The sequence below is a fragment of the Salinicola endophyticus genome (genome assembly GCF_003206575.1).
Taxonomy (GTDB): domain Bacteria; phylum Pseudomonadota; class Gammaproteobacteria; order Pseudomonadales; family Halomonadaceae; genus Salinicola; species Salinicola endophyticus.
The window spans coordinates 244972-262558 of record NZ_PZJO01000001.1; the positions used below are offsets into that span (position 1 = coordinate 244972).

Consider the following 17587-nt stretch of genomic DNA (forward strand, 5'->3'; position numbering starts at 1 on the left):
GCCACGCCATGAGCGGGAAGCCGACCGCCCCCGAGACCACCCGTCGCCTGGCAGCCATCGATCTCGGCTCCAACAGTTTCCACCTGCTGGTCGCCAACTATCAGGATGGCCGTCTGCAGGTGGTCGCCAAGATGGGCGAGAAGGTGCAGCTCGCCGCCGGCCTGGATGCCGACGAGAACTTTACCCCGGCAGCGATGGAGCGCGCCCTGGGCTGTCTCGAGCGCTTTGCCCCCTTCCTCGCCGAGGTCGCGCCGGGCGACCTGCGTATCGTGGGTACCAACGCCCTGCGCGCCGCCCACAATGCCCACGCCCTGATCGAACGCGCCGAGGCGCTGATCGGCCATCCGATCGAGATCATCGGCGGCCGCGAGGAGGCGCGCCTGATCTATCTGGGGGCCGCCCACGCTTTGGCCGAAGTACACGGCCGGCGGCTGATCGTCGACATCGGCGGCGGCTCCACCGAGTTCATCATCGGCGAGGATTTCGAGCCCCAGGCGCTGGAGAGCCTGCACATGGGCTGCGTCGCCTATACCGGCGCCTTCTTCGCCAACGGCGACATCAGCGAGAAACGCTTCCGCCGCGCCGAGATGGCGGCGCTTTCCGAGCTCGCCAACATCCAGAATGGCTACCGCCGTCTGGGCTGGCAGGACCCGATCGGCTCCAGCGGCACGATCAAGGCCGCGGCCGCGGTCATCGCCGCCAACGGCGAGGGCGATGCCGGGGTCATCGAGCGTGACGCCCTGCTGGCACTGCGCAAGCGGCTGATCAATTGCGGCCACCTGGACAAGGTCACCATGGAGGGGCTCAAGGAGGATCGGGCGCGGGTGTTCCCGGCCGGGATCGCGATTCTCTGCGCGGTGTTCGAGGCCTTCGATCTCGAACGCATGCGCTACTCCGACGGCGCCCTGCGTGAAGGGGTGCTCTACGATCTGGTCGGGCGCAACACGCCGGAGGATTCGCGCCGCCACAGCGTCGAACAGATGATGCGCCGCTACAGCGTCGATCTGACTCACGCCGACAACGTCGAGCGCAGCGCGCTGCACGCCTTCGATCAGGTGCGCAAGGCGTGGGGACTCAACGCCGAGCAGCGCCTGTTCCTGGCCTGGGCGGCACGCCTGTGCGAGATCGGCCTGGCCATCTCGCACAGCCAGTTCCATCGCCACGGCGCCTATCTGCTGGAGTACTCCGACATGCCCGGTTTCTCGCGTCCGGAGCAGCAGGCGCTGGCGTTCCTGGTACGCGCCCACCGGCGCAAGTTTCCGCACAAGGAGCTCGAGGCACTGCCCGAGGCGACGCGCCCGGCCTACGCCCGGCTGGCCCGACTGCTGCGCCTGGCGGTACTGCTCAACCACTCGCGACCGGAGCAGGCAGTCGACGACTTCCAGCTCGACGCCCAGGGCGAGACCCTGACGCTGACGCTACCGGCGGCGCGCCTGCACCCGCTTGTGCTCAACGACCTCGAAGAGGAAGCCAGCTATCAGCGCAGCGTCGGGCTGACGCTGCGCTACAACGAGTAGCGCCGCGCGCTCGCGATATCGCGTTCGCTCATGCGGTCGCGGGCAGCGGCACCTGCCGCCAGCCCGCGGCGCTCGCCACTCCAAGCACCGCCACCAGCGTCTCGCTGTGCCACACCAGCGGCACCCGTTCCCGCACCCACGGCGGCAGGCCCGCCTCCTGCAGCAGCCGCTTGACGTCGCGATGACCGCGAGAGGCCAGGCACAGGCGCTCGCCGCCGCGGCGCAGGGTCACCCGCAGCGCAACCGCGGTGCTATCTGCCGCCCCGGCGCGATCTGTCTCACCCACGCTGCCGCCGGCGGCGTCGGCAGTGGGCATCAACTGGTAGCGGTAGGTTCCCCAGGGCGTGGCCAGCGCCCCGCGGCCATCCCAGTTGGCGCACCACTGTGGGTCCACCGGTGTCAGCATCGCCAGCAGATAGAGCGACCCGCGCCATACCCGCGCCTCCGCCCCTGGCCAGACGACCCTGACCGCGCGATCGTGGCCGGCCTGCCACTGTCGCCGCAGTTCGGCCAGGCGCGCCGCGGGCGGTGTCGGCAGCGCCAGGCGGGCCAGGGCGTGACGCACCAGCAGACGCTGGCGCGCGGGGCTCAGCGTCATCAGCGATACCAGCGGCAGACACCCCGGGTCGCCACCGGCGCGGGCGAGATCGCTCTCGGCCAGCTCGGCGAGCAGTTCATCCGCCTCCGCCAGCCAGGCGGTACTGCGCCCCACCGCCGCGGCCGCCCCGGGCCAGCGCTCGGCCAGCGGCGGCGCGACCCGGTGGCGCAGGAAGTTGCGATCTTGCTGGAGTGCTTGATTGGAGGGATCTTCGCACCAGGCGAGATCACACTGCTCGGCGGCGGCACGCAGCGTCGTCCGCGCCTCGCCGAGCCAGGGACGCACGACCTCGAGGCCACGCCAGTGCCGCCGCAACGGCATCCCGGCGAGCCCGGTCACGCCGCTGCCGCGCAGCGCGGCGAGCAGGAAGGTTTCGAGCTGATCGTCAGCATGCTGGGCCAGCCACAGCACGTCGCCCGCCGCCAGGGTGGCGGCGAACGCGGCATAGCGTGCCTCCCGCGCAGCCGCTTCGAGCCCCTGCCCTGCCGGCGTCACCGTGACCGGCACCACGCTCAGCGGCACCTCGAGTGCCGCACACAGTGCCCGGCAGTGATCCACGAAGGTCGTCGCCGCGGGCTGCAGGCCGTGGTCGACATGGATCGCCTGCAGCGCCATGCCGCGCGCGCGCGCCGCCGGCGCCGCCCGGTTCAGCAGCAGTGACGAATCGAGACCGCCGGAGAGCGCCACCCACAGCCGTCGCCCCGGGGCCAGTGGCGCCAGGGCTTCAGTGATGAGGGCATCGAGAACGTCGACAGAGGAGAGAGAGTCGGCCACCGGTGGACCTCCTGAGCGCGTCTCGGCAAAGGAGAGCGTGACGCGGCCAGGCGTGATCTTACTGCGGGGCGCCGTAGGACATCAGGCGCTCATAGCGGCGCGCCAACAGCGCGTCGGTGTCCATTCCCTGCAGCCGGTCGAGACTGCCGAGCAGCGCCTCACGCACGCTTTCCGCGGTCTTCTGGGGCTGACGGTGGGCGCCGCCCAGCGGCTCGTCGATCAGGGTATCGACGAAACCCAGCTCCTTCAGCCGCTCGGCGGTGATCCCCATCGCATGGGCCGCTTCGGAGGCTTTTTCGGCGCTCTTCCACAGGATCGAGGCGCAGCCTTCGGGGGAGATGACCGAGTAGGTGGAGTACTGCAGCATCTGCAGCTCGTCGCAGACGCCGATGGCCAGCGCCCCGCCGGAACCGCCCTCGCCGATCACGGTGGCGATGATCGGCGTCTTGAGCCGCGACATCACTGCCAGGTTATAAGCGATCGCTTCCGACTGGCCGCGCTCCTCGGCGTCGATCCCCGGATAGGCACCCGGGGTGTCGATGAAGGTCAGCACCGGCATCCTGAAGCGCTCGGCCATCTCCATCAGACGGCACGCCTTGCGGTAGCCTTCCGGGCGCGGCATGCCGAAGTTGCGGCGCACCTTCTCCTTGACGTCGCGCCCCTTCTGATGACCGATCACCATCACCGGCTTGCCATCGAGCCGCGCCACGCCGCCGACCAGGGCGGCGTCGTCGGCGAAGTTGCGGTCACCGTGCAGCTCGTCGAACTCGGTGAAGATGCTGTCGAGATAGTCCAGCGTATAGGGGCGCTGCGGATGCCGCGACAGCTGCGTCACCTGCCAGGCGGTCAGGTCACGGAAGATCTGCTCGGTGAGCTTGCGGCTCTTCTCTTCGAGCTTGCCGATCTCGTCGCTCAGGCTGATGCGGCTGTCGTTCCCGACCAGGCGCAGTTCTTCGATCTTGGCCTGAAGTTCGGCAATCGGCTGTTCAAAGTCCAGATAGTTGGGATTCATAGGGCGTCTACTGTGATGTCCTGGCAACCTGAAGCGTGCGGCGTACGCTGCGGCGAAAACGCGTCATTATCGCACCCTCACGAGTGTTAGCAACCGCCGTCAACCGCCGCGGTAGCGCAGGGCGACCGATTCGTGGCCCTCGACGTCGCGCAGCGCGGTGATCAGCTCATCGCTGGGCGATACCCGCCACGCCTCGGCGAGCTCGAAGCAGCCGCTGGCACTGGCGTTGCGATAGCGCACCCGCACCGGCAGCCCGCGCTCACTCAGCCACGGCGTCAGGCTGTCGTGGAGCGAGCGCGAGAAGCGGCCGTTGAGACGCGCGCCGTCGACGCTGAGCTCGATCGCTTCGCCGAAGCGGGCGCGGGCGTCCGCCATCAGCGTGACCTCCTTGCTGCGCAGACGCAGACCGCCGGAGTAGTCGTCGCTGGAGACTTCGCCCTCGATGATCAGCACCTGGTCGGCGTTGAGCTGGCCGCGCACCTGATCGAACAGTTCGCCGAACAGCGACGCCTCGATGCGCCCGGTGCGGTCGTCGAGGGTGACGAAGGCCATGGTGTCGCCGCGCTTGGATTTCATGGTACGCATCGCCACCACCAGCCCGGCCACGCGCTGCGGCTCCCGCGACGGCTTGAGATCGACGATCCGGGTGGCCACGAAGCGCTTGAGCTCGTGCTCGTACTCGTCGATCGGGTGGCCGGTGAGATAGAGCCCGAGGGTATCCTTCTCACCGGCCAGGCGCTCCTTGTCGCTCCAGTCGCGGGCGTGACGATAGTCGGCATAGACGTCGCCATCGGCGGTATCGACGAAGGCCTCGCCGAACATGTCGATCATGCCCAGATTCTGGTTGGTCTGGTTCTGCGACGCGGCCTTGAGTGCGGCGTCCAGCGAGGCCGCCATCACCGCCCGCGACGGCCCCAGGTTGTCGAGCGCGCCGGAGCGGATCAGCGCCTCGAGGGTGCGCTTGTTCATGCGCTTGCCGTCGATGCGGCGGCAGAAGTCGAACAGATCGGTGAACGGCCCTTCGGCCTGACGAGCCTCGACGATCGCCGCGATCGGGCCCTCGCCCACGCCGCGGATCGCCCCCAGGCCATAGACCACCCGGGCGTTGTCATCGACGGTGAACTTGTAGGCGCCGACATTGACGTCCGGCGGGGTCACCGTCAGTCCGATATGGCGACACTCCTCGATCAGCGGCACCACCTTGTCGAGGTTGTCCATCTCAGTGGAGAGCACCGCGGCCATGAACGGCCCCGGGTAGTGCGCCTTGAGCCAGGCGGTCTGATAGGAGACCAGCCCGTAAGCCGCCGAGTGTGACTTGTTGAAGCCGTAGCCGGCGAACTTCTCCACCAGGTCGAACAGGTTGCCGGCGAGGTCGGCATCGATGCCGTTGTTGGCACACCCCTCCATGAAGCCGGCGCGCTGCTTGGCCATCTCCTCCGGCTTCTTCTTGCCCATGGCGCGGCGCAGCATGTCCGCCTGCCCCAGGGTGTAGCCGGCCAGGACCTGGGCGATCTGCATCACCTGCTCCTGGTAGAGGATGATGCCGTAGGTGGGTTCGAGAACCGGCTTCAATAACTCGTGCTGGTAGTCCGGGTGGGGATAGGCCAGCTCGGCACGGCCGTGCTTACGGTTGATGAAGTCATCCACCATGCCCGACTGCAGCGGCCCCGGGCGGAACAGTGCGACGAGGGCGATCATGTCCTCCAGCGAGTCGGGCTGCAGGCGCTTGATCAGCTCCTTCATGCCGCGGGATTCGAGCTGGAACACCGCCGTGGTCTCGGCCTTCTTGAGCATGTCGAAGGTCGGCTTGTCGTCGAGCGGGATGGTGCCGATATCCAGCGGCCCCTGGCCCTCGCGGCCGCGCACCACATCGACCATCTCCAGCGCCCAGTCGATGATGGTGAGCGTGCGCAGGCCGAGGAAGTCGAACTTGACCAGCCCGGCGTCCTCGACATCGTTCTTGTCGAACTGCACCACCAGCCCGGAGCCGTCCGGCTCGCACAGCAGCGGCGAGAAGTCGGTGAGCTTGGTCGGCGCGATCACCACCCCGCCGGCGTGCTTGCCGGTACCGCGGGTGATGCCCTCGAGCTTGAGCGCCATCTCCCAGATCTCGGCGGCCTCCTCGTCGAACTCGAGGTACTCCTTGAGCTGCGGCTCCTGCTCGATCGCCTTGGCCAGGGTCATGCCGACCTCGAACGGGATCAGCTTGGAGAGCTTGTCGCCCATCGAGTAGGGCTTGCCCTGGGCGCGTGCCACGTCGCGCACCACCGCCTTGGCCGCCATGGTGCCGAAGGTGACGATCTGCGATACCGCGTTGCGGCCGTAGCGGTCGGCCACGTAGTCGATCACCCGGTCGCGCTTCTCCATGCAGAAGTCGACATCGAAGTCGGGCATCGAGACACGCTCGGGGTTGAGGAAGCGCTCGAACAGCAGGTCGTACTCCAGCGGATCGAGATCGGTGATCTTGAGCGCGTAGGCGACCAGCGAGCCGGCCCCGGAACCACGCCCCGGCCCCACCGGGATGTCGTTGTCCTTGGCCCACTGAATGAAGTCCATCACGATCAGGAAGTAGCCGGGGAAGCCCATCTTGAGAATGATGTCGAGTTCGAAGTCGAGGCGCTTGCGGTACTCGGGCTCGTACTCGGCGAGCACGCGGCCGGGATAGATCGGGTTGTCGCCCTCGAACAGCTGCTGCAGGCGCTGGCTGAGACCGTCATGGGAGATCTTGCGGAAGAAGGTGTCCTGGGTCATGCCCTCGGGAATCGGATACTCCGGCAGGAAGATCTCCCCCAGGCGCACCGTGGCGTTGCAGCGCGCCGCGATCAGCACACTGTTCTCCAGCGCCTCGGGGATATCGGCGAACAGCGCCGCCATCTCCTCCGGGGTCTTGAGATACTGCTCCTCGGTGTACTTGCGCTCGCGCCGCGGATCCTCCAGCGCCTTGCCCTCGCCGATCGAGACTCGGGTCTCGTGGGCCCAGAAGTCCTCGCGGGCGAGGAAGCGCACGTCGTTGGTGGCCACCACCGGGGTACCGGTCTCGCTGGCCAGGCGCACGGAGTGGTAGACGCACTCCTCGTCGTACTGCCGCCCGGTGCGCTGCAGCTCGAGATAGAAGCGCCCGGGGAAGTGCTGGTTCCACTCCGCCAGCAGGGTGCGCGCGGTATCGACGTGCTCGGCGATCAGAAAGCGCCCGATCTCGCCCTCGCGCGCCCCGGAGAGCGCGATCAGCCCTTCGCTCTGTTCGAACACCCACTGCTTGTCGAGGATCGCCTGGTTCTGGCGCTGGCCGTCGGTCCAGGCGCGCGAGATCAGCTCGGTCAGATTGCGGTAGCCGGTGTCGTTCATCGCCAGCAGCGTGAGCCGGTAGGGGTGGCTCTCGTCGTGGGCGTTGTGGAGCCAGAAGTCGGCGCCGATGACCGGCTTCAGGCCGGCCCCCTGGGCCGCCTTGTAGACCTTCACCAGGCCAAACAGGTTGGTGTCGTCGGTGACCGCCACGGCCGGCATGCCGGCCTCCACGCTGGCATTGATCAGCGGCTTGAGGCGAACCAGGCCGTCGACCAGGGAGTACTCGCTGTGAACACGGAGATGAACGAAAGGTGTAGTCATGACGAACTCGAGATCGGGCGGCGAATGAGTGACCGCGACAGGATACCAGCTTGGCCCCGGGCAAGCAGAGACTCCCGGGAATAGGACCGGCCAAGGGTCAGGAGAACAGTGCCAGCTGCTCGCGTACCGGGGCGAACGAGCGCCGATGCGCCGCGAGCGGCCCCCAGCGGACGAGCGCATCCAGGTGCTCGCGGGTGGGGTAGCCCTTGTGGCGGGCGAAGCCATACTCGGGATGACGCGCATCCAGCTCGGTCATCTGGGCGTCGCGTGCCACCTTGGCCAGAATCGACGCGGCGCTGATCGCGGGGTGGCGCAGATCGCCCTTGACCACCGCCTGCCCCGGACAGACGTGGCCCGGCAGGCGGTTGCCGTCGACCAGCAGATACTCCGCCGCCAGCGGCAGCGCATCGATGGCGCGGCGCATCGCCAGATGCGTGGCGTGATAGATATTGAGCTGGTCGATCTCCTCCGGCGAGGCCTCGGCCACCGCGAACGCCAGCGCCTGCTCGCGGATGCGTAGATCCAGCGCCTCGCGACGGGCCGCACTCAACCGCTTGGAGTCGGTCAGCCCATCGATGGGGCGCGCCGGATCGAGGATCACCGCGGCCGCCACCACCGCGCCCACCAGCGGGCCGCGACCGACTTCGTCGACGCCGGCGAGACGCTCGCCATGGTAGTCGATCACCAGTTCGGGATAGGTCCGGGGGGCGCGCTTGGCGGGCATGGCTGGTCTCTCAGGCGGAGGTGGCGGTGACGCTGAGCGCACCCTGCTCGACCAGTTCGAGCACCGCACTGGCGGCGCGCTCGCTGGCACCGCGTTGCAGTCCGGCATGCAGCTCGGCGAAGCGCGTCTCCAGCGCCTCACGCCGGGCACTCTCCTCGAACCAGGGCGTCAGTGTCTCGACCAGGCGCTCGGCATCGACCGCGTCCTGAATCAGCTCCGGCACCAGCCCCTCCTGGGCGATCAGATTGGGCAGCGAGATCCAGCGTGTCTTGACCAACCGCTGAGCCAGCCAGTAAGTGGCCGGCGCCATGCGATAGGCGACCACCATGGCACGGTGACACAGCATGGTCTCCAGCGCCGCGGTGCCCGACGTCAGCAGCACCGCGTCGGCGGCGGTCATCGCCTCGCGCGAGCGGCCATCGCAGAGCGTGACCCGGTCGGCCAGCGGCGGAAAACGTTCGAGCAGTGCCTCGAGCTCGCGCCGACGCTGCGGCGAGGCCGCGGGGATCACCACCTGCAACTCACCCAAGCGCTCGCGCAACGCGGCGGCGGCGCGCAGGAAGATCTCGCCCTGGAAGCGCACCTCGTTGCTGCGCGAACCAGGCAGCAGCGCCAGGGTCGGCGTGACCGGGTCGAGCCCCAGCGCCTCGCGCGCGGCGCCGCGATCGTTGACCAGCGGCAGCTCGTCGGCCAGCGGATGGCCGACATAGGCCACCGGCACCCGATGCTCGGCGTAGAACGCGGCCTCGAACGGCAGAAAGGTGAGCATGGCATCGACCGCCCGCGCGATCTTCTTGACCCGGCCCTGACGCCAGGCCCAGACCGAGGGGCTGACATAGTGGGCGGTGCGGATGCCGCGTTGGCGCAGCTGAAGCTCGAGGCCGAGATTGAAGTCCGGGGCGTCGATGCCGATCATCACGTCGGGCCGCCAGGCGAGTGCATCGCGCTTCAGATGGCGGCGCACCTTGATCAGCCCCGGCAGGTGCTTGAGCACCTCGACCAGCCCCATCACCGACAGAGTCTCCAGCGGATAGAGGGACTCGAGCCCCTGGGCCTGCATGCGCGGGCCGCCGATGCCGCGGAACTCGACGTCGGGGCGGCGCTGACGCAGCGCCTGCATCAGCCCGGCACCGAGGATGTCGCCGGAGAGTTCGCCGGCCACCAGATAGACACGCATCCTGCCCCCGGACCGGCTAGCGGATGATGCCGCGCTGGGAGACCTTGAGCGAATCGACGAAGCGCTGGGTCTCCTCGAGCGCGAAGCGGCTCTCGATCTCGGCGATCGCCTGCTCCAGGGTCAGCCCCTTGCGGTAGACCAGCCGGTACCCCTCACCGAGGGCCTTGATCGCCTCGGCGGAGAAGCCACGGCGCTTGAGTCCGATCGAATTGAGCCCGTGGGGCGCGGCCGGATTGCCGCTGACCATGATGAAGGCCGGGATATCCTTGGTGATCGCCGAGCAACCGCCGACCATGGCGTGCTCGCCCATGTGGCAGAACTGGTGGATCGCCGACAGCCCGCCCAGGATGGAGTGGTTCCCCAGGGTGACGTGGCCGGCCAGGGTGGCCTGGTTGGCCAGGATGCAGTCGTCGCCGATCAGGCAGTCGTGGCCGACGTGGGAGTAGGCCATGAACAGATTGCGGCTGCCGATGGTGGTGACGCCACGATCCTGCATCGTGCCACGGTGGATGGTCACGCTCTCGCGGATGACGTTGTCGTCACCCACCTCCAGGCGGGTGGGTTCACCGGCGTACTTCTTGTCCTGGCACTCCTCGCCCACGGAGGCGAACTGGAAGATGCGATTGCGCTGGCCCAGGCGTGTCGGCCCCTTGATCACCACGTGCGGGCCGATCACGCAGCCCGCATCGATCTCGACATCGGGACCGATCACACTGTACGGGCCGACCTCGACGTCAGCGGCCAGACGCGCAGAGGGATCGACGATGGCGGTGGGATGAATCAAGCGATTTTCCTCTCGGCACAGATGATTTCGCCCTCGCAGGCCAGCTCGCCGTCGACGCTGGCGCGACAGGCGAACTTCCAGATGCCGCGCTTGCCCTTGATCACGTCGGCTTCGAGCTTGAGCTGGTCGCCCGGCATCACCGGGCGCTTGAAGCGCATGTTGTCGCTGCCCACGAGGTAGTAGACGTAACCGTCGGCGGGCAACTTGTTGACCGTCTTGAAGCCGAGGATACCGCAGGCCTGGGCCAGCGCCTCGATGATCAGCACACCCGGCATGATCGGATGATGGGGGAAGTGGCCGTTGAAGAAGGGTTCGTTGATGCTGACGTTCTTGTACGCCACGATCGATTCGCCCAGCGTGATCTCCATCACGCGATCTACCAGCAGAAACGGATAACGATGCGGTAGATACTCACGAATCTGGTTGATGTCCATTATCATCAATACGACCTCTGAAATAACGAAATGCCTGCCATAAAGGCAGGCACACGGAGGTAAAGCGGCGTTCACCCATGTGGGCGGGCATTATACAGGCGCACTACATGGCTGCCAGTCTTTCACCCCCGCGCCGGTTGCCGTTCTGCCCCCGTTCACGCATCGCGTCGGCCACGCTCGAGTCGTGTCAGACGCTTGGCGATCTCGTCCAACTGCTTGAAGCGTACCGCGTTCTTGCGCCACTGACTATTCGACATCGAGCCCGTGCCGGAGGAGTAGACACCCGGCTCGAGAATCGAATTGGTGACCAGACTCATGCCCGTCACCTGGACCCCGTCGGCCAGGGTCAGATGGCCCGAGAGCCCCACCCCGCCGCCCAGCAGACAGTGACGGCCGACCTTGGTCGAGCCGGCGATGCCGACACAACCGGCCAGCGCGCTGTGATCGCCGATCTGCACGTTGTGGGCGATCTGCACCTGGGAGTCGATCTTGACCCCGTTACCGATCAGGGTGTCACCCAGCGCGCCGCGGTCGATGCTCGAACAGCTGCCCACCTCGACGTCGTCCCCCAGACACACTCCACCGAGCTGAGCGATCTTCTCCCAGTGGGCGCCGTCGTGGGCGAAGCCGAAGCCATCGCCGCCGATCACGCAGCCGCTGTGGAGAATCGCCCGCTGTCCCACGCTGACGCCGTGATAGAGGGTGACATTGGCGTGCAGACGCGAGCCCTGGCCCAGGGTAGTGTCGGCACCGATGAAGCTGCCGGCACCGATCACGCAGTCATCGGCGATCTCGACCCCGGCCTCGATCACGCAGTGCGCGCCGATCTCGACCCGCGCCCCGATCACCGCATCGGGGGAGACCACCGCGCTGGGGTGGACGCCCTGCGGGTCGCGGTTGGTCAGCGGGTCGAACAGCCGCGACAGCTTCGCGTAGCCCAGATAGGGATTGTCGAGCTCCAGGCGCGGGCACGGGCAGGTCTCGCCGTGGGCCGGGTGCACCAGCACCGCACTGGCCCGGGTATCGGCCAGATACTTGAGATAGGCGCGATTGGCGAGAAACGCCAGATCGCCCGGAGCGGCATCGGTCAGGGTCGCCAGGCCGCTGACGCGGAGGTCGGGATCACCGACCAGACGAGCCTCGATGCGCTCGGCGAGTTCGCCGAGCGTGTAGGAAGCGGGGGCAGCACTCTTCATGAACGGGGGCCGTTCTCGATCGTCAGTTGAGTGAGTTGAAGATCTTGGTCACTTCGTTGGTGATGTCCAGGCTGTCGCCGGAGTAGACCACCGCGTCGCGATCCACGACCATGTCGAGCCCACGCTGCTTGACCACACGCTGGATTGCCTGGTCGAGCTTGGGCTTGGCGCTCTTCAGATACTGCTGTTCGGCCTGCTGCTGAGCCTGGGCGATCTGGCCGCGCAGCTGCTGGAACTGGCTGCCCTTCTGACGCAGCTGCTGCGTCACCGAGTTGCGCTCGGACTCGGACATCACGTCACCGTTCTTCTGCAGCTTCTCCTGCAGCTGCTGCAGCTGCTGACCGAGCGCCTCGGCCTGCTTCTGCTGCGGCCCGATGCGATTCTTCAGCTGGTTCATCGATGCCTGTGCCGACTGTGAGGACATCAGCGCCTGGCGCCAGTCGAGCACGCCAACGTCGGTGGCCATCGCCGGCAGGGAAACCATCGTCATGAGCCCTAGCCCGAGGGCACCTATTACCTTGCGCATCCGCGCCTCCTTGAGCCTACGCTCTCGATGAATGGAGCTTGATGAGTGGAGCTTGGTACATCTCGCCCCGGCAGAGACTGCCGTGGCGCTTCGCGGGAGTCGCCCTGCCCCCTGGCGGCGCCCGTTACGGGGCGCCACCGGGGGCGTCGATCGGCGAAAGCCTCCCGTCAGAAGGTCTGACCCAGCGAGAACTGGAATACCTGCGGGTCGTCGCCATCCTTCTCGTTGAGCGGCTTGGCCACGCTGAAGGTCAGCGGCCCCACCGGCGTCAGCCAGGAGAGCCCCAGGCCGACGCTGTAGCGCAGATCGCCCAGGTCGACGCCGCTCTTGCAGCTGGAGGTCATGCCCTCGGGCACGTCGTAGCAGTCGGTCAGGAAGGTGTTGCCCCCGTCCAGGAAGATACTGGTCTGCAGCGAGCGCCGATCTTCGACCCACGGGAACGGGTAGATCAGCTCCGCCGAGCCCTCGACCAGCACGTTGCCGCCCAGGGTATCGTCATCGCCATTGCCGCGCTTGGTGGTCTTCGGTCCCAGCGTGTTGCCGGTGTAACCGCGCACCGAGCCCAGGCCGCCGGCGTAGAAGTTCTCGTAGAACGGATAGGGGTCGTTGGAGCCCAGAGTGTCGGCGTAGCCCAGGTTGCTGCTGAACTTGAGCGACCAGTCCGGGTTGAGCTCGAACAGTTTCTGGCCACGATAGCGCAGCTTGTAGTACTCGGCGTCGGAGCCGGGCACCGCGGTCTCCAGCGAGACGCGCTGATAGCTGCCCGCGGTGGGCATGATGCCCCGGTTCAGGTTGTTGCGGGTCCAGCTCGCGGTCAGCTTGTAGTTGAGGAAGTCCGAACCCTGGTCATCGACGTACTGCACGATCTCGGCCGGGGTGTCGTCGTAGGTATCGATCGACAGACTTTCGAGGCCGACACCGAAGTTCAACCGCGACAGATCGTTGATCGGATAGCCGAAGTTGATGTTGCCGCCGTAGGAGTCGGTGGAGTAGGTCGAGATGTCGGAGTCTTCGTAGTTGGTCTCGCGGTAGAAGACGTTGTAGCCGCGCGAGATACCATCCAGCGTCCAGTACGGATCGGTATAGCCGAAGTTGATATTGGTGAAGGTGTCACTGCGCTGGGCGCCGATGTTGACGCGGTTGCCGGTCCCCAGGAAGTTGTTCTGGGCCAGTGCCGCGCCATAGATCACCCCGGCGCTCTGGGAGAAGCCGACGCTGGCCGAAATCGACCCGGAGGGCTGCTCCTGGACGTTGTAGGTGACATCGAGCTGGTCCGGCTCGCCGGCGACCGGACGGGTGTCGACGTCGACCTGCTTGAAGAAACCGAGCCGCTCGAGCCGCTGACGCGACTGCGAGATCTGGTCGGTGGAGGCCGGCGCCCCTTCCATCTGCACCATCTCGCGGCGCAGCACCTCGTCCTGGGTGGTGGTGTTGCCCTCGAAGTTGATCCGACGCACGTAGGCGCGACGGCCCGGATCGACGCGGAAGGTCACGTCGACGGTGTCGCTGCTCTCGTGCACCGTGGGCACCGCCTTGATGTCGGCGAAGGCGAAGCCCTCGGCGCCGAGCTTCTGGCGCAGCGCCTCGGAGGAGGCGGTGAGCTTGCTCTGGGAGAAATACTCGCCGGGCTTGGCGGTCACCAGCGAGCGCGCCACCGACTCGTCCATCTTGAGATCGCCGTCGAAACGGATCTGGTCGAGCTTGTAGCGCTTGCCCTCGTCGACGTTGATGGTAACGAAGATGCGCGACTTGTCGGGGCTGATCGAGACCTGGGTCGAGGTGATGCGGAAGTTGACGTAGCCGCGATCGAGATACCAGGAGCGCAGCGTCTCCAGGTCACCGGAGAGCGCCTCGCGGGAGTACTTGTCGTCGGAGAACCAGCCGAAGAACCAGCCCGGCTTGTCCTCCAGCTTGAACAGATCGCGCAGGGTATCGTCGTCGTAGGCCTGATTGCCGACCACGTTGATCTGGCGAATCTTGGCGACTTCACCCTCGTTGATATTGATATTGACGCGTACGCGGTTGCGCTCGAGCTGCTCGACCGAGGTCTCGATGTTGGAGCTGTAACGGCCCTGAGACTGATAGAGGCGCTCGAGTTCGCGCTGCATCTCCTCGAGAGTGGAGCGCTGCAGCACCTGCCCTTCGGCGATGCCGGCGTCACGCAGCCCCTTGCGCAGGTCGTCGTCGGATATCTGCGAGTTGCCCTCGATGTTGATCTCGGCGATCGAGGGACGCTCGACCACGTTGATGATCAGGACGTCGCCGTCGCGCGAGAGACGGATGTCGTCGAAAAGCCCGGTCTGGAACAGTTTCTGCGCGGCGTCGCCCAGTTGCTGATCGTCGACCCGCTGGTCGGCGCTGACGGGAAAGGCGTTGAATACCGATGCCGCCGAAACGCGCTGCAGCCCCTCCACGCGAATATCCGAAATCTCGAATGGTGCAGCCAGCGCCACAGGCGAGCTGGCCAGCAACAGTCCTGCCAATCCGATGGTCTTGAGTTTCATGCAATCAGTCGCTTCTCTGGGGTCCGCCCGCGTATCGAACAGGCACCTTATACATTTCCCCCAGTGACTGACAAGGCCAGGCCCGCCGATCACCGAGGTCTTTCCTTCGCCGCCCGTCGTCATCCCTCGGCGGGCACAGCCCTGCCTGCTAGAGCCGCATCAGATCGAAATAGAGGGCCATTACCATCAGACAGCCGACCAGCGCCACGCCGATCTTGAGCCCCATGGCCTGGGCATTCTCCGACACCGGCCGCCCGCGCACCAGCTCGATCAGGTAGTAGACCAGATGACCGCCATCGAGCACCGGGATCGGCAGCAGGTTGAGCACCCCCAGGCTGATCGACAGGTAGGCGAGGAAGCCGACGAAGGTCTCGACCCCGCTGCGCGCCGAGTCGCCGGCGATACGCGCGATGGTGATCGGCCCGGAGAGATTCGAGGGCGAAATCCAGCCCACTACCATCTTGCGGATCGAATCGGCAGTGAGCCAGGTCATCTCGCCGGTCTTCTCGAGCGCCTGACCGACCGCGGCCAGTGGCCCGTAACGAATCTCACGGCGATACTCCGCCGGCCAGGTGACGCGCTCGGAAGCCGCGCCGACATAGCCGATGCGCTCGCCATCCTCACCCTCGCGAACCGCCGGGGTGAGGGTCAGGGTGCGCGTCTCGCCACCCCGCGACAGGGTCACCTGCAGCGGCCGGCCCGGGTGTGCGCGCACCGCGTCGACGAAGCCCGTCCAGTCGTCGAGCTCATGCCCGTCGACGCGCAGTAGGCGGTCGCCGGCCTGGAGCCCGGCCTTGGCCGCCGGGCCGTTCTCGAGCACCTGCCCCAGCACCGCCGGCGCGGTGGGCCGGAACGGCACCACGCCGAGGGTGGCCAGCGGCTGCGGCGGATCCTGGCGCACCAGCCAGCCGCTGACCGGCACGCGATGGACATGGGTCGGGCCTTCGGCGCGTTCACGGGTGGTCACGCTCAGCGCCCCATCGGCGCCGATCGCCGCAATCAGCTGCAGATTGACGTCGTTCCAGGAGGGCGTCGACTCGCCCTGCACGCTGACGATCTCCTGGCCCTGACGCAGCCCGCCCTCGGCCGCCGGCGACCCGGGCACCACCTCGCCCACCACCGGTGCCACCGTGGTCGTGCCGTAGACGAACAGCGCCCAGTAGGCGACCACCGCCAGCAGCAGATTGGCGATCGGGCCGGCGGCGACGATAGCGATCCGCGCCCACACGCTCTTGCGATTGAAGGCGTGCTCGCGCTCGGCCGGGTCCACCGGCCCCTCGCGCTCGTCGAGCATCTTGACGTAGCCGCCGAGCGGAATCGCGGCCAGCGCGAACTCGGTGCCATGGCGATCGCGGCGCGACCACAGCGGCTTGCCGAAACCGACCGAAAAGCGCAGCACCTTGACCCCGCAGCGACGCGCGACCCAGAAGTGGCCGAACTCGTGAAAGGTGATCAACAGGCCGAGCACGACGATGACGGCCAGCACATTCTGGAGCGCATCCATCACGCCCGCCCCCTCTAGAAGGATCCGGTCAGCCGGATCGTTGTTGCAGCAGCGCCTCGGCGGTACGCCGGGCGCGTGCATCCTCGCACATTATCACGTCGAGCGAATCGGCCGCGTGCACCTCGAGCGCCTCGAGGGTCGCCGCCACCACCCTGGCGATCCCCGGAAACGACAGCCGGCCGGCGAGAAACGCCTGCACTGCGACCTCGTTGGCGGCGTTGAGCACCGCCGGCGCGGTGCCGCCCGCCGCCATCGCCTGGCGCGCCAGGCGCAGGCAGGGAAAGCGCTGCTCGTCGGGCGGCTCGAAGTCGAGCCGCCCGACCGTGAACAGATCGAGCGCTGCGACCCCGGCATCGATACGCTCGGGCCAGGCCAGTCCGTAGGCGATCGGCGTACGCATGTCGGGATTCCCCAACTGCGCCAGCACCGAGCCGTCGCTGTAGCCCACCATCGAATGAACGATGCTCTGGGGGTGCACCACCACCTCGACCTGGGCCGGGGTGGCATCGAACAACCAGCACGCCTCGATCAGTTCCAGCCCCTTGTTCATCAGGGTGGCACTGTCGACCGAAATCTTCTGCCCCATCGACCAGTTGGGGTGAGCGCAAGCCTGGGCCGGCGTCACCTCGGCCAGGTCGGCACTGGCCCACTCGCGGAAAGGGCCACCGGAGGCGGTCAGCAGCAGGCGCGAGACGCCAAGGCGCTCGAGCCCGCCGCGATGCTGCATAGGAAGACACTGATAGATCGCATTATGTTCCGAATCGATCGGTAAAAGTGTCGCCCCGGCGCGCGCCACCGCCTGCATGAACAGACTGCCGGACATCACCAGCGCTTCCTTGTTGGCGAGCAGCACGCGCTTGCCCGCCTCCACCGCCGCCAGCGTCGGCAGCAGTCCCGCGGCGCCGACGATCGCCGCCATTACCACGTCGGCATCGGGATCACCGGCGACCTCGATCAGCGCCTGCTCGCCGCTGCTCACCTCGGTGGCGACATGGCCGGCAGCGCCCAGTTCGGCGCGCAGCCACTCGGCGTCCGCGGCGCTGCCGATCACCGCACGCGCCGGCGACCACGCCAGACACAGGTCGCGCAGCGCCTCGCGGGAGCGCTGAGCAGTCACCGCGTGCAGCCGGTAGCGCTCGGGATGACGCGCCAGCACGTCCAGGGTGCTGCGCCCGATGGAGCCGGTCGCGCCGAGCACGCTGACCTTCAGGGGGGAGGATACGGTCATGCG

The 17587-nt window shown here is 67.2% G+C and carries 13 protein-coding genes; 1 reads left to right on the forward strand and 12 read right to left on the reverse strand.

All coding sequences use genetic code 11. The annotated features are described in order from the left end of the window. Nucleotides 1-8 precede the first annotated feature (8 nt). Nucleotides 9-1517, forward strand: coding sequence for a Ppx/GppA phosphatase family protein (locus DOM66_RS01080; protein ID WP_110689007.1), 1509 nt, complete (start codon nt 9-11; stop codon nt 1515-1517). Between the two features lie 28 nt (nt 1518-1545). Here DOM66_RS01080 and tilS read toward each other — a convergent pair whose 3' ends face one another. The 12 genes from tilS to ispC form a co-directional block, all read right to left on the reverse strand. Continuing rightward, complete coding sequence (gene tilS / locus DOM66_RS01085) at nt 1546-2889, reverse strand: tRNA lysidine(34) synthetase TilS (protein ID WP_110689008.1); 1344 nt, start codon at nt 2887-2889, stop codon at nt 1546-1548. Between the two features lie 58 nt (nt 2890-2947). Next, nucleotides 2948-3901, reverse strand: coding sequence for an acetyl-CoA carboxylase carboxyltransferase subunit alpha (locus DOM66_RS01090; protein ID WP_110689009.1), 954 nt, complete (start codon nt 3899-3901; stop codon nt 2948-2950). 99 nt (nt 3902-4000) lie between these two features. Beyond that, entirely contained in the window at nt 4001-7507 is a 3507-nt protein-coding gene (gene dnaE / locus DOM66_RS01095; RefSeq protein ID WP_110675161.1) for a DNA polymerase III subunit alpha, read from the reverse strand. 97 nt (nt 7508-7604) lie between these two features. Then, entirely contained in the window at nt 7605-8231 is a 627-nt protein-coding gene (gene rnhB, locus DOM66_RS01100; RefSeq protein ID WP_110675162.1) for a ribonuclease HII, read from the reverse strand. A 10-nt stretch (nt 8232-8241) separates the two neighbouring features. Beyond that, on the reverse strand, nt 8242-9408 hold the full coding sequence (gene lpxB, locus DOM66_RS01105; RefSeq protein ID WP_110675163.1) for a lipid-A-disaccharide synthase: 1167 nt from the start codon (nt 9406-9408) through the stop codon (nt 8242-8244). 16 nt (nt 9409-9424) lie between these two features. Beyond that, nucleotides 9425-10192, reverse strand: a complete 768-nt coding sequence (lpxA, locus tag DOM66_RS01110; RefSeq protein WP_110675164.1) for an acyl-ACP--UDP-N-acetylglucosamine O-acyltransferase — start codon at nt 10190-10192, stop codon at nt 9425-9427. Continuing rightward, a complete protein-coding gene (gene fabZ / locus DOM66_RS01115) occupies nt 10189-10632 on the reverse strand; it encodes a 3-hydroxyacyl-ACP dehydratase FabZ (protein WP_110675165.1) in 444 nt (147 codons plus the stop codon). Before fabZ ends, lpxA begins: the two co-directional genes overlap by 4 nt. A 149-nt stretch (nt 10633-10781) precedes the next feature. Continuing rightward, nucleotides 10782-11822, reverse strand: coding sequence for a UDP-3-O-(3-hydroxymyristoyl)glucosamine N-acyltransferase (gene lpxD / locus DOM66_RS01120; RefSeq protein WP_110675166.1), 1041 nt, complete (start codon nt 11820-11822; stop codon nt 10782-10784). A 22-nt stretch (nt 11823-11844) separates the two neighbouring features. Then, nucleotides 11845-12312, reverse strand: a complete 468-nt coding sequence (locus DOM66_RS01125; RefSeq protein ID WP_232825183.1) for an OmpH family outer membrane protein — start codon at nt 12310-12312, stop codon at nt 11845-11847. A gap of 203 nt (nt 12313-12515) precedes the next feature. Further along, a complete protein-coding gene (bamA, locus tag DOM66_RS01130) occupies nt 12516-14852 on the reverse strand; it encodes an outer membrane protein assembly factor BamA (RefSeq protein WP_232825184.1) in 2337 nt (778 codons plus the stop codon). Nucleotides 14853-15000: 148 nt separating this feature from the next. Beyond that, nucleotides 15001-16356 carry a sigma E protease regulator RseP gene (gene rseP / locus DOM66_RS01135; RefSeq protein ID WP_110689010.1) on the reverse strand — a complete coding sequence of 452 codons (1356 nt, stop codon included), beginning with the start codon at nt 16354-16356 and terminating at the stop codon, nt 15001-15003. Between the two features lie 28 nt (nt 16357-16384). Further along, a complete protein-coding gene (ispC, locus tag DOM66_RS01140) occupies nt 16385-17584 on the reverse strand; it encodes a 1-deoxy-D-xylulose-5-phosphate reductoisomerase (RefSeq protein WP_110675169.1) in 1200 nt (399 codons plus the stop codon). Between the last annotated feature and the right edge of the window lie 3 nt (nt 17585-17587).

Coding starts and splice junctions, on each gene's coding strand:
- rnhB (WP_110675162.1), bottom strand. CDS start 8,231: ATGCCCGCCAAGCGCGCCCCCCGGACCTATCCCGAACTGGTGATCGAC.
- DOM66_RS01090 (WP_110689009.1), bottom strand. CDS start 3,901: ATGAATCCCAACTATCTGGACTTTGAACAGCCGATTGCCGAACTTCAG.
- bamA (WP_232825184.1), bottom strand. CDS start 14,852: ATGAAACTCAAGACCATCGGATTGGCAGGACTGTTGCTGGCCAGCTCG.
- lpxB (WP_110675163.1), bottom strand. CDS start 9,408: ATGCGTGTCTATCTGGTGGCCGGCGAACTCTCCGGCGACATCCTCGGT.
- lpxD (WP_110675166.1), bottom strand. CDS start 11,822: ATGAAGAGTGCTGCCCCCGCTTCCTACACGCTCGGCGAACTCGCCGAG.
- DOM66_RS01080 (WP_110689007.1), top strand. CDS start 9: ATGAGCGGGAAGCCGACCGCCCCCGAGACCACCCGTCGCCTGGCAGCC.
- fabZ (WP_110675165.1), bottom strand. CDS start 10,632: ATGATAATGGACATCAACCAGATTCGTGAGTATCTACCGCATCGTTAT.
- dnaE (WP_110675161.1), bottom strand. CDS start 7,507: ATGACTACACCTTTCGTTCATCTCCGTGTTCACAGCGAGTACTCCCTG.
- ispC (WP_110675169.1), bottom strand. CDS start 17,584: ATGACCGTATCCTCCCCCCTGAAGGTCAGCGTGCTCGGCGCGACCGGC.
- rseP (WP_110689010.1), bottom strand. CDS start 16,356: ATGGATGCGCTCCAGAATGTGCTGGCCGTCATCGTCGTGCTCGGCCTG.
- DOM66_RS01125 (WP_232825183.1), bottom strand. CDS start 12,312: ATGACGATGGTTTCCCTGCCGGCGATGGCCACCGACGTTGGCGTGCTC.